The organism is Veillonella parvula, from assembly GCF_042850485.1.
In the GTDB taxonomy this organism is placed as follows: Bacteria; Bacillota; Negativicutes; order Veillonellales; family Veillonellaceae; genus Veillonella; species Veillonella parvula_Q.
In genome coordinates this window covers 2,045,090-2,058,092 of the sequence record NZ_AP031417.1, presented here as the reverse complement: position 1 = coordinate 2,058,092, position 13,003 = coordinate 2,045,090, and the positions used below count along the sequence as shown (strand labels likewise).

The 13,003-nt window shown below is 39.8% G+C and carries 11 protein-coding genes; 10 read left to right on the top strand and 1 reads right to left on the bottom strand.

What is annotated here, in order from left to right:
- The first annotated feature begins 65 nt into the window (after positions 1–65).
- The 10 genes from ACGHIY_RS09435 to ACGHIY_RS09390 all read left to right on the top strand — a co-directional run bounded on the left by ACGHIY_RS09435 (position 66) and on the right by ACGHIY_RS09390 (position 12,581).
- Positions 66–836 (top strand): carboxymuconolactone decarboxylase family protein, encoded by a 771-nt coding sequence (locus ACGHIY_RS09435; protein ID WP_390525504.1) that lies wholly within the window; start codon positions 66–68, stop codon positions 834–836.
- Between the two features lie 145 nt (positions 837–981).
- Positions 982–1,608, top strand: coding sequence for a site-2 protease family protein (locus ACGHIY_RS09430; RefSeq protein ID WP_004698228.1), 627 nt, complete (start codon positions 982–984; stop codon positions 1,606–1,608).
- A gap of 417 nt (positions 1,609–2,025) precedes the next feature.
- On the top strand, positions 2,026–2,259 hold the full coding sequence (locus ACGHIY_RS09425; RefSeq protein WP_004694527.1) for a (2Fe-2S)-binding protein: 234 nt from the start codon (positions 2,026–2,028) through the stop codon (positions 2,257–2,259).
- A 256-nt stretch (positions 2,260–2,515) separates the two neighbouring features.
- Positions 2,516–3,664, top strand: a complete 1,149-nt coding sequence (locus ACGHIY_RS09420; RefSeq protein WP_390525503.1) for a glycoside hydrolase family 3 N-terminal domain-containing protein — start codon at positions 2,516–2,518, stop codon at positions 3,662–3,664.
- A 207-nt stretch (positions 3,665–3,871) separates the two neighbouring features.
- Positions 3,872–4,855 (top strand): Abi family protein, encoded by a 984-nt coding sequence (locus ACGHIY_RS09415; protein ID WP_390525502.1) that lies wholly within the window; start codon positions 3,872–3,874, stop codon positions 4,853–4,855.
- 128 nt (positions 4,856–4,983) lie between these two features.
- Entirely contained in the window at positions 4,984–6,135 is a 1,152-nt protein-coding gene (fucO, locus tag ACGHIY_RS09410; protein WP_308521735.1) for a lactaldehyde reductase, read from the top strand.
- A gap of 298 nt (positions 6,136–6,433) precedes the next feature.
- Positions 6,434–7,978, top strand: a complete 1,545-nt coding sequence (locus ACGHIY_RS09405; RefSeq protein ID WP_390525501.1) for a ClC family H(+)/Cl(-) exchange transporter — start codon at positions 6,434–6,436, stop codon at positions 7,976–7,978.
- Between the two features lie 12 nt (positions 7,979–7,990).
- Complete coding sequence (locus ACGHIY_RS09400; protein WP_316584214.1) at positions 7,991–8,440, top strand: GNAT family N-acetyltransferase; 450 nt, start codon at positions 7,991–7,993, stop codon at positions 8,438–8,440.
- 25 nt (positions 8,441–8,465) lie between these two features.
- Positions 8,466–9,260: a sulfite exporter TauE/SafE family protein gene (locus ACGHIY_RS09395; RefSeq protein WP_004694536.1), complete on the top strand. Its 795-nt coding sequence runs from the start codon at positions 8,466–8,468 to the stop codon at positions 9,258–9,260.
- Positions 9,261–9,758: 498 nt separating this feature from the next.
- Positions 9,759–12,581, top strand: a complete 2,823-nt coding sequence (locus ACGHIY_RS09390; protein ID WP_390525500.1) for an FAD-binding and (Fe-S)-binding domain-containing protein — start codon at positions 9,759–9,761, stop codon at positions 12,579–12,581.
- Between the two features lie 262 nt (positions 12,582–12,843).
- Here the strand turns inward: ACGHIY_RS09390 and ACGHIY_RS09385 are convergent, their stop codons facing one another.
- Complete coding sequence (locus tag ACGHIY_RS09385; protein WP_229039624.1) at positions 12,844–12,918, bottom strand: type I toxin-antitoxin system Fst family toxin; 75 nt, start codon at positions 12,916–12,918, stop codon at positions 12,844–12,846.
- Positions 12,919–13,003: the final 85 nt, after the last annotated feature.

The window sequence follows — 13,003 nt, the reverse complement described above, 5'->3', positions numbered from 1 at the left end:
TACATAACTATTGCTGGTGAAAGCTCCTTTTGGGCTTTCACCAGTGTTGTTTATGGAGGTTTTTTATGTCTAAATCTGAATTTGCTCAAGCCTATACGGAGCGTATGTTCCCTGATATTGCAGCCCCAGCAGGTTATATTGATCCAGAGTTTGAAATATTGTTTGATAATTTTGCCTTTGATGAAGTCATCACCGAAGAAGGCCGTAATGTACCGGCAAAGGATCGCTTCTTAGCCATTCTCGCTACATTAGTAGGCGCCTCAGCTGTTGATGAATATGCATTAATGCTACCGGCAGCATTAAACTTTGGCCTTATTCCTGATGAAGTGGTAGAGCTCATTTATCAAGCGGTGCCCTATCTTGGCATCGGACGTGTGCGCCCATTCTTTAAGGTGACCAATAAGATTTTTGACTATCGAGGAGAGGCTATTGTTGATTCCTCTCGCAGTACTATTACTAGTGAGTCTCGTCTAGAAAAGGGCGTAGAAAAACAAGTGGAAATCTTTGGGGAGGCTATGCGCAATTCTTACCAAGAAGGGCCAGAAGATATTCGTCATATCAACAAATGGCTTGCCAATACGTTCGGCGATTACTATACGCGTAAAGGCCTTAGCGTGGCTCATCGTGAAATGATTACCTTCTGCTTCCTTGCGGCTCAAGGTGGCTGTGAAGCTCAAGTCAAGGCTCATGTAGAAGGTAATTTGAACGTAGGGAACAGCAAACAATATTTGATTAATATCGCATCCCAATGCGTGCCGTATATCGGCTATCCCCGTACCTTAAATGCCCTTCGTTGCATTCAAGAAGGCTACACCGCATGGGACTCAAAGCAATAAAAGTAATAAAGATAATAATGAGTTAACGAAGTTTGACAATGCGTTGATGTAAATTAATAATGTATTGATACAACTTACATACTAACAATAATAGGTTAGTACAACTCATATAATTATGAATTGATATAACTAATGAAGGAGTTCTATGTTTGATTTAAATCCGGTTCAGATATTAGCAAGTATTCCTGCTATTATGATCGTTTTTTCTATCTTTGGATATGCAGAGGCAAAGGTAGCAACTTGGTTTGGTGATCCAACGCCACGTCTGGCGGGACGTCTCACATTGTCACCAATGGCACACCTTGATCTAATTGGTACCATCTGTATTATTCTTGTTGGCTTTGGTTGGGCAAAACCTATGTCAATTAATCCATCTTACTTTAAAGATCCACGACGTGATATAAGCTTGCTTGCCTTTGCAGGTCCTGTGGCAGGTCTTATAGCAGGCTTTATATTCACCTTTATATATATGCTCCTTGGAAAATTAGGCCTCATGGAGTCCCAAGGTCTTGCCATGGTTATGCAATATATTATTTTATATAGTATTGGCTTATCAATCTTCTGTTTGATTCCGTTCCCACCATTGCCTGGTTTTAATATTATCTTGCCGTGGTTGCCTACAGAGTGGCAGATGAGATATTACCAATTAGGGATGCTTAATTTATTATTCTTTATCATCCTTATTAACACACCCATTATTTCCATGGTTATTCGTCCATTACAACAAACGATATTTAAAATCTACTTTGCCATTATTGGGCTCATACTATAATTTTATTTTGTGAAAGTTTCTACCATAAAGATAATATCTTTATGGTAGTTTTTATAGTTTATAGATAGATTTAGCTTATCTTTACATATAATGTATTTGTAAATTTTTTTCGTTTTTTATAGTAACAATTTTACTTTTGACTGTTCTTTGGATTTTATATTAAAAACTATCGATGTAGTTCCTCAATTGTGTTATAATAAATACAGAAATCGTAAATTTTCGATATATTGATATTACAGTGTATTATTAGATACTATTGATAGAGTAAATTGATCCACTACATCGATATGTAAATCAATACACTAAATCGACACGTAAATCGATATATTAAATCGATATATTAAATTGATATATTAAATTGATATATTAAATCGATACAGTATATAGATATTCAAGTGAATACAAGAGGAATTACATATGAATTTTGAAGAAAATCAAGTGCCAGAGGCGATTCTGGACAAGCTTACAAAGGTGTGCACATGCCGTAGTATTACGCGCAAAACGATTAAAGAAGCCATTTTAGATGGTGCTCATACATTTCCACAAGTAAAAGAAGCAACTCGTGCTGGCACGGGCGCTTGCGGTGGCAAAGGCTGTGGGCCTCGTATCGTAAAGCTCTTAGCGGAAATGAAAGAGCAAGGCAAAATTTAATTTGTGAAATGTAACATACACATTTTATACATCCAAAATGTAAACTATAATGTTTACACAACAAAAATGAAACATATAAAGATTGTTATTTGATTCTCTCAATGGATATACCCGTTGGGTTCTCGAGTAACAATCTTTTTGTTTTGTAAGATACATGTACTATAATGCTGCTTGTCGTGTGTTGGTTATGTTGGGCTCGTTTATATTTTTTGATATACTATACATAATACTTTTTAGAGATTTAAGGGAGGTATGCATGTTTCGACGTTTCGTAGCAGCCACTATGATTGGTGCATTAGCACTCACAACGGGCTGCGGTTTACATAATCCATTTACTTCAAAGGCAGAGCCTGTGACCTATGAGTCCGTGGCACAGAGCGAGCTTTCACCAGAGCAAAAGGTGGACAAGTTAGTGGCTAATATGTCCGATGCAGACAAGGTGGGGCAATTGTTGATGATTGGCATTCACGGAAAGACGTTGAATGATGATGCTAAATTCATGCTCAACGAGTACCGCGTGGGAGGCATCATTTTGTTTGATCGAAATATGGAGTCCAAGGATCAAGTTAAAACGCTCATTGCAGATATTAATAAGGCTGGTAAAAGCGCCGGTTTAACGCCACTGTTCCTCGGCATCGACCAAGAGGGCGGTGCAGTAGCGCGCATGGATGATAAGCTCATCAAGGTTCCTCCCGCTGAGGAGGTAGGCAAAATGCCCGTTGAGCAAGCTGTATCCTTGGCAAAACAGTCTGGTGCAGAACTAAAAGACTTGGGCTTTAACATTAACTTTGCTCCTGTGGCGGACTTAGGATTAACCTATGGTCGCTCTTATAGTACGAGCCCTGATGAGGTCGTTCGCTATGCAGGCGCCGTTGGCAAGGCTTACGATGAAGCGGGCTTGTGGTATTCCTATAAGCACTTTCCGGGCATTGGTAAGACCGATGTAGACTTGCACGCTGACACAAGTATCGTTCCTGTCTCTAAAGAAACATTGCTTTCAGAGGACATAAAGGTATTCGTAGACCTCATCAAACAGTCCAAACCGAATACCTATACAATCATGGTGTCTCATGCGATGTACCCACAAATCGATCCAGATCATCCTGCTAGTTTATCGAAAGCAATTATTACCGATTGGTTGCGCAAGGACATAGGCTATAATGGCGTTGTGGTAACGGACGATATGGACATGGGGGCCCTTGCAAATCACTATACTTTTGGCGATATGGCGGTGCAATCCATCCTCGCCGGCAGTGATATCTTGCTCGTATGTCACGAATACGAACACATGCAAGAGGCTTATAACGGCCTTATGAAAGCCGTGAAAGACGGTCGTATCTCGAAAGAACGACTTGATGAATCGGTGAAACGAATCTTGCTCATGAAAATGAATAAAATTTCTTAGAATTTCTTATTTTAAGGAAGGAATTTTAAGAGTATATCACGAATATAGACAGTGGAAATACTATTCATGGACGGCGAATCTGAGTTGACACTCAAGGGAGAACTTTGTTATAGTTAATACACAGAGAAACTGTGCGAAACTTACGGGTAACGCGCAACACTCGTCGACCCAAGGGTCGGCGAGTTTTTTTGTTTGTAGGAGGGATTTATGTCTAAGCCTTTTAAGTCTTTAGATTCCCTATTACGCTTGATGAGAAAACGGAATATTACGATTGAAAAGGGAATTGAGGGCGGTCGAGTAAAGAGAATTTTAGCTAGAGATAATTATTACTCAATAATTAATGGTTACAAAGATATTTTTTTAGATAATAACGCTACAGTTAATAGTGGAGATGACTATTATATAACGGGAACAACATTTTTTCAGATTTATGGGCTATATTGTTTTGACCGTAACCTTCGAATTATTTTATTAAAGGCTCTTTTACAAGCAGAGCAAAATATTTGCACGAAAGTATCTTATCGTTTTTCCGAAGTGCATACATCTGAATTCAGCCATTTAAATGTAAATAATTTTTCTAAGACTAATTTACCTAAAGCTACAGAGTTGGTATCAAAATTATCAAATGCTACACAACGTAATGCAAGACACACTATGTTTTCCCATTATTTAACGACACATCAAGATTTACCTTTATGGGTTTTAGTAACAAAGCTTACATTTGGTGAGATTACGAATTTTTATAAATTAATTACTCCTAACATACAGGAGAAAATCTTGGAAGACATACATAAGGAATATATGACTGAGTATCGGATTTCTATAATGAATCCAACTTCAACCTTAATACCTATTTTTAGTGAAATATTAGATGTTTTGGTAGGATATAGAAATGTATGTGCACATGGAGATCGACTTTATAATCATAGGATTATAGGTCCAAAGAAGACGATAAAAAAACTAACATATTATTTTGTGCCTAATCCAAAGGGGAGTGAATCTTCTGTATATGGAGTATTGATTTCTTTGAGATTATTATTACCACGAATAGCATATAAAAGCATTATTGATGAGATTATAAGTGAGTTATTACTTTTAAAAGAAAGTTTACCAATTATACAGTTTAATCAAGTTCTTGCTAAAATGGAGTTAACGCTTCAGTGGAAACAAACATTAGAAACACTAAAATAATAAAATATATAGTGTATACATAACGTGCTATCAAGGATTTTATTAAACCGATAGAGAATTAATAAGTAAAGTGATTCTCTGTCGGTTTATTTTTTATTGTATAATTTGTTTTGTTAGGAGTGAAGTATATGGCTCGCAGAATAATGTTGAACGGTACGTCCTATTTTGGACAAGGCGCGATTCAGGAGATTGTGAACGAAATTAAGAATCGCCATTTCAAAAAAGCCCTCGTTACATCTACGCCAGATTTATTTGAATTTAAAGTGGCTACAAAGGTTACGGATTTGCTTGATGCGGCAGGTATTGCTTATGAAGTCTACGACGGTATCAAACCAAATCCTACCATCGAAAACGTAACGGCTGGTGTTGAGGCTTGTAAAGCGGCTGGCGCCGATGTTATCGTTGCTGTTGGTGGCGGTAGCCCGATCGATACAAGCAAGGCGATTGCTACTATTATTACGAACCCTGAGTTCACCGATGTACGCAGCCTTGAAGGTTTAGCGCCTACTAAGAATCCGTGCTTGCCAATCATCGCTGTTACTACTACATCTGGTACGGCTGCAGAGGTTACTATCAACTACGTTATTACAGACGTTGAAAAGAACCGCAAATTCGTTTGCGTTGATCCTCATGACATCCCAATCGTTGCCATCGTGGATCCTGATATGTCCGCGTCTATGCCGACAGGTCTTTGTGCTGCCACAGGTATGGATGCCCTCGTACACGCCGTAGAAGGTTATATCACAAAAGGTGCGTGGGAACTAACGGATATGCTTCATTTGAAAGCTATCGAAATCATCGGCCGTTCCTTGCGCAGCGCTGTGGCTGGCGATTATGCAGGCCGTGAAGCTATGTCTTTAGGTCAATACATCGCGGGCATGGGTTTCTCCAACGTAGGCCTTGGCATTGTTCACTCCATGGCTCATCCATTAAGTGCTGTGTACGATATCCCTCATGGTAAGGCTTGTGCGATGTTGTTAACAGCAGTATTGAAATTCAATGCCCCTGCTACAGGTGAAAAATATCGTGAAATCGCTCGCGTTATGGGCGTTCCTAATGTAGATGCTATGGATGAAGCAACCTATCGTCAAGCGGCTATCGACGTAATTCAGAAATTAGCTGATGACGTAGGCATTCCTAAATCCCTTAGCGAAGCTGGTGTAAAACGGGAAGATATTCCATTCCTCGCTGAATCTGCTTTCAACGATGCATGTACACCTGGTAACCCACGGGATGCCTCTTTAGAAGAAATAATCGGCATCTATGAATCCATATTCTAATTAGCGTCTTTACATATTTCAAATGCCTCCGAATGTGTAAAGAAAATACATTTACACACTTGCTTAACAAAACTAGCCATCTCTTTTTAGAGGTGGCTAGCTTTGTGTTTAAAGCGCTATCTATTGTTTTGTGATTCGGATCTTTGATCTTGTGTTCCGTGAGAAAGCTATTTTTATACGTAATCCTTTCTTGAAAATGGTGGTTTACATAAGTATACTAAGGATATGAATGCATAGTTCGTGTAGACCTATGTCGGCAGAGGAACGGTTGGTTTTGGTCACTGCTAAGGAGGATGTTATGAAATTATGGAAATTTAATAAGCGTAGTTCTACCTTGGCAGATATGTCCATGAATCGAGTGCTCTTAACGGAACTCATTGCAAAGGGTGCTCTTGTTGGGGTGATTGCAGGTTTTTTTGGGGCATCATACCGCTATTTGATACTTGAATCAGAGCATATCAGGTGGCATTTGATGGATGATATTACTATGGAATGGGCCATAGGTTGGCTTGTGGTAATGGTCATTTTTGCGTTTATTGTAGATCGATTGCTCGCATGGGCCCCATTGTCTGGTGGTTCTGGTATCCCGCAAATTGAAGGAGAGATGTTAGGTCTCTTTGATATGAAGCCCTATCGGACACTAGTATCTAAAATGATTGGTGGCGTACTGACCGGCTTTGCAGGATTTTCCGTAGGTCGTGAAGGGCCAGCCGTACAGATTGGCGGCTCTACTGGGAAGATTGTGTCCTACTGGATGAATTCGGGACTACGAGAACAGCGTATTTTGACATCCGCAGGTGCTGGGGCAGGCTTAACAGCTGCCTTTAGTGCGCCCGTATCGGGGGCGATGTTCGTCTTTGAAGAGGTACATAAAAGCTTTTATCCGTATCTCGTTGTACCAACCTTCGTGGCAACTTTGATTTCTAACTATATTACAGTTAGTATCTTTGGACTTACACCAGCGCTGGGCTTTACGGTGACCTCAGGGGTTCCTCTTGAATATTTCCCGATACTGCTCATGGTTGGTGTTATCATGGGGCTATGTGGCGTGTTATTTTGCCGTATGATTTTTGCTTTCAAGAGGTTCTTTGACTGGCTCAAATGTTCTCGATTCTTGAAATTAGCCCTTACCTTTGTGGCGGTGGCGGCCATTGGCTTTGATTCGCAGCTCCTCTTGGGTGGGGGCAATGACCTTGTGGGTCAGCTTGCCTTTCAATCTCATGGCGTATTGCTCTTAGGTGGCATCGTATTAGGCAAGATTTTACTTACCACCTTCTGCTATGGCAGTGGTGCTCAAGGGGGCATATTTTTGCCCATGCTCGTAATTGGTGCTGCAACAGGTGCTTTTTGTGAAAGCTTACTTTCAACCTTAGGACTTATTTCTCCTGATTTTGTACCACAGTTCGTTATCTGTGCCATGGGAGGGATGTTGGCCGCAGCTATGCGTACTCCCATCTTGGCGATTTTGCTCGTCCTTGAAATGACGAATAGTTTCTCTAATATTTATGCTATCGGTACCGTTACGCTCGTGGCCTATCTTGTGGCGGATCTTTTAAAAGAACCGCCGATTTACGATTCCTTGTTGCAAGCCATGAGTGGTCAAAGCAATCTAGAATCGGTGCAAACCTTCTTTCAAACGAAGGTGCCTGTGGTGGCAAACTATACGGATGTACAGCTACAAGACTTGGCCTTACCAGATGGCACGTTGATTGTTAGCATTCGCCGTAATGGTACCTACATTGTGCCATTAGGCGATGTAAAACTCGAACCAGGGGATGAATTACAAGTCTCTTGTGAGCGTGGCCGATTGAAAGCCGCGAAGGCGTATTTTCAATCTAATTAGGAGTGTTAGTAGATGAAGATTGTAAAAGCTACCGAGTCAGATATATTAGAATTATATCGATTACAATTGCTTACTTTTGAAAGTGAAGCGGAAATGATTGGCTGTCGACTGATCCCTGCATTGATGGAGTCAGAAGCGGATTATAGCGGTACTTTTAATCAATGGCACACCTATAAAATGGTAGATGATGCGGGGAAGATAATCGGAGGCATTCGTTATCAATATGACGATGGCGTAGTAGAGGTCGGTCGCTTGATGGTGCATCCAGACTATCGGCAACAAGGGTTGGCTCGAAAATTATTAGCCTTTGTAGATGAACAATGCAGCCAAGACCGGCGTGTATTATATACATGTACAAAAAGCTGGATCAATATAAAATTATATACAAAAATGGGGTATAAAGCCGTTAGAGAAATACAGGATGACACGGGATTATCCTTTGTATATATGGAGAAACAATAATTCAAACGGCATGGGAGGTTTTAATGTGATTGATAATATAGTGGTATTCTATATATTCTTTACCATAGTTGGCTTTTTAGCAGCTATGATTGGCACCATCATCGGTGCCGGTGGGGGCCTTGTGTTTGTGCCTCTCTTTATGTACTGGTTCCCAGAGTGGTCTCCATCTATGGTCGTAGGAACATCGCTTTTTTCTGTTATGTGTAACGCCATTTCTGGATCTATAGCTTATCTTAAGCAAAAAAAGGTATACATTAACGCTGCTATCATCTTTAGTCTTGCTACCTTTCCGGGGGCTATTTTAGGTGCCCAAATGTCTGGATGGTTCTCTGGTAAAGGCTTTATGTTTGCCTTTGGATGCTTTATGCTGTGTGCATCCGTATTGATTGGTTTTAAAAATTTTAGAAAAGGGGAAAGAAAGGAAGAAAGCCTTACTCTTGAGCAGTTGAGCTATAGTAAATCTATCGGTATTAGTATTAGCTTTTTTGTTGGCTTTATTTCGAGTATCTTTGGTATCGGTGGTGGCCTCATCCATGTGCCGGCTTTGATTTATCTCATGGGCTTTCCTACCCATATGGCAACGGCTACAAGTCAATCTATTCTCGCCGTATCAACAACGGTGGGGGTTATTACACATTTAATTGAAAGCCACATCATATTTAGTATTGCTATTCCTACTAGTATTGGCGCTATCTTTGGTGCTCAAGTAGGTGCTCGTATTGCAAAACGTCTCAAAGCAAAAGCTATCCTCGCCCTCATGAGTATAGCTGTCTTTGCATTGGCGGTACGCCTCATTCTTAAATCTGGTATTTTGGGATAATATGGTTTTATAATTAATCTATCTTTAATAAGCATAATTTAGTAAAGCTCTCTAATGGTGATTCGTAAGCGTTTATCATTAGAGGGTTTTCTGTATTTTCAGCATTTTATAAAAGGGTATAACTAAAAGTCATAGAGAACTATAAATGAGAATGAAAAATTTAAAATATATAAATCATACTATTTTTATGCATAATGTTGGTAATGTATTTACTATAGAATTATAGGTAGTACGAATCGTTATTTAGAGAGGTTTTAGCATATAATTACTGACTATATCTATACATGCTTAATAAATAAGGATTCTTGATTGTATATGAGGAAAAATGAGTACATGATAATGCTAATGAGATGTACTTTCAACTGAGGGAATAAAAGGGTAATGCATATCGATTTTTATTAGAAGAGATATAAATTATGCATAATTATAGTGAGGAGAATGAGAACGGCGTATACTAAAAGTAATAGATTCCTTAAGAAAGGATAGGAGGAAATAGAAGTGAGTACACTTATTAGAGATTATGAACGTTTTGCCAAGGAGGCAAATGAGATTTGTAAAGGTCGCGTATACACCGATCATTTACGTCGTTATGCATATGGCGTTGATGCGTCTTGCTATAGCTATTTACCAAAGGTAGTTGTTAAAGCTGAAGATGAACGAGAAGTAAGACGGCTTATTCGTTTGTGTCAACAATGTGGGACACCATTTACATTCCGTGCGGCCGGCTCCTCCTTGTCTGGTCAATGCTCCAGTGAAGATGTGCTCATCGTATGTAATGATGGCTTCAAGAAAATGGAAGTTATCGATGATGGGAAAGCCTTAAAATGTGAATGCGGTGTTATCGGTTCTGATGCAAATGACTTATTGAAACCGTACAATCGTAAAATTGGTCCAGATCCTGCTACGCTTGCTACCGCATTAGTGGGCGGTATTTTGAATAATAACTCCTCAGGTATGTGCTGTGGTACGGCGCAGAACTCGTATAAAACAATTCGCTCCATTCGCGTTGTGTTATTAGATGGTTCCATTCTCGACACATCCGACCAAAAGAGCATTGATCAATTCCTCAAAGAAAAACCTCAAATGGTAGAGGATATCTTGCAATTGCGCAAAGATATTTTGGCCGATGAAGAATTGACGCACTTGATTCATCACAAGTATAAAATTAAAAATACTACGGGTTACGGCTTGAACTCTCTCGTTGATTTTGAAGATATTATCGATATCATTAATCACTTGTTCATTGGCTCTGAAGGTACATTGGGCTTCGTGTCCGAAGTTGTATATAACACGGTTGAAGACGTGCCTCATAAAGGCTGTGGACTCATGTTCTTTAGTACATTGAATGATGCATCCCTAGCGGTTGTAGCTTTGGCTAATATGGGCCGTGAAAAGGTTATTGCTGCGGAAATGATGGACTATCAGTCCTTGCGCGCTGTTCAAGCCTTAGATAATGTGCCTGACTTCGTTCGTGAAGTGCCTGAAGGCACGAGTGCCATCTTGTTCCAAACTGAAAGCTACACGAAAGAAACGGTTGATCAAAACTTGGCTTTCATTAAAGACAAGTTGAAAGATATCCCAACAGCCCTCCCAAGTCTTTACTCTCAAGACCCTGTAGAATACGATTCTTGGTGGGCTATCCGTAAAGGCATCTTGCCAATCGTTGGTGGTCAACGTAGAAAAGGCACCACTGTTATTACAGAGGACGTGTGCTTCCAAATCGAAGATTTCACTAAGGGTATCGAAATGATTACCGAATTGTTCCACAAATACGATTTTGTAGACGGTGGTGTAATCTTTGGTCATGCTTTGTCTGGTAATGTTCACTTTAACATCACACCTGACTTCAGTGACCCTAAAGATACTAAGAATTTTGCTGATTTGGTAGAAGAAATGTCCGAACGCGTATCTGGTTTCGGTGGTTCTTTGAAAGCCGAACATGGTACAGGTCGCATGGTGGCACCATTTGTTGAAATGGAATGGGGCCGCAAAGCGTACGAAATCAATCGTCGCATCAAAGCCATCTTTGACCCTGAACGCATCTTGAATCCTGATGTTATCATCACAGATGATCCAGATGTGTATAAGAAAAATCTTAAAGCTCAATGCGTTATCGATGATGCTTTTACAATCTGTATGGAATGTGGTTTCTGTGAAAAACATTGTCCAAGTCGCAATTTAACATTGACTCCTCGTCAACGTATTGCATTGTTGCGTGAAACAAAACGCCTTGAAAACGAAGGCAATTTCACATTGGCTGCGGAACTTAAAAAAGGCTATGAATATTTTGGTGTAGATACCTGTGCTGCGTGCTCCATGTGTAAAGGTCTTTGCCCGCTCAGCATCGATACTGCTCAAATTGCATTATCTATGCGCCGCATCGATCCTCCAGCACCGGAATTAGCTAAGAAGATTTACGATAATTTCTCTACTACACTTCAAATGGCTCGTGCCGGCGTAAGTCTCGAAGGTATTGCAGGTTCTATCGTTACACAAAAAGCGATTTCCAAGATTACAGAAGGCTTACATGGTGTAACAGGTATTACTCCGTACATTCCTAAGACTACACCTAAGGCCAATCGTTACAGATTGAGAAGCCGTATTAAACCGACTAATTTTGAAAAGGTTGTATACTTTAGTACTTGTGCGAACCGCGCCTTCAAACCTAATCAAGGTTACGACGATGAACGCAGCTTGCAACAAGTAGTGGAAAGCCTTTGCAACAAGGCCCATATCGATATTATCTACCCTCAACATATCGAAAACCTCTGCTGTGGCTTGAGTTTTGAAAACTATGATGACGTTCATGAGCGCGCTGTTAAGGACTTACACGATGCATTGATGCAAGCATCTCAAAACGGTAAATATCCAATCGTGATCGATCATAGTGCATGTTTCAACCATGCTTTCAAACACATGCCAGACTTAGAAATCAACGATATTTCTGAATTCTTGTGTAAATACGTTGTGCCTCATCTCGATATTGAAAAATGTGATGAACGGGTCATCGTACACAAACAATGTAAGATTAAATCCTTGAATAAATCTCAATATATTGAAGATTTGGCTCGTCTATGTACAGACCATGTATTCAACATTAAATCCTTTGCATGCGATGGCTTTGCAGGTCAAAAAGGGTTCTTTACACCAGAACTTAACAAATGTGCTACCAAAGACCTTGCTGCTGAAATCGCTGAATACGGTGCAACACTAGGCGTAAGCTCCAGCTCTACCTGTGAAATCGGTCTTGGTGAAAACGGTGGCATCCCATTCGTTGGCGTTGCATTTTTATTAGATCGTTGTTCTAAGGCTAAGAAATAAGTCTTATATATCTATTGCTATTTACGTTAACGTTGCTAGTAGTTTATGTTAAAGTAACTGGTAGTTTATATTAATGCTGCTTTAATATTGCTCGCAAATTATGTTAAAACTAGTAATAGTTTTTTAGGGGTTTTATGAGATTTATTGCTAATTCTTTATTTTTCTAAGAAATGTGGTATACTAAACGTAGGTAGTAGAGTGTATGAAATTACCTGCAATATAACCAAAAAAAGGACGAGTGGCAGCTCGTCCTTTTTCTTGCTTATTTTTTGTTTTTATTGTTAAGCCAGTAGCTGTAGGTAGTTACAACTAAGGCAACAATAATAGGGGCAAGCAAGGTGCCCCAGAGTGCATAAAACAGCTCCTGCAATATACCACCTCCTTTCGGGAGGTATTTTATATTATATCATCATGCTAAGGAG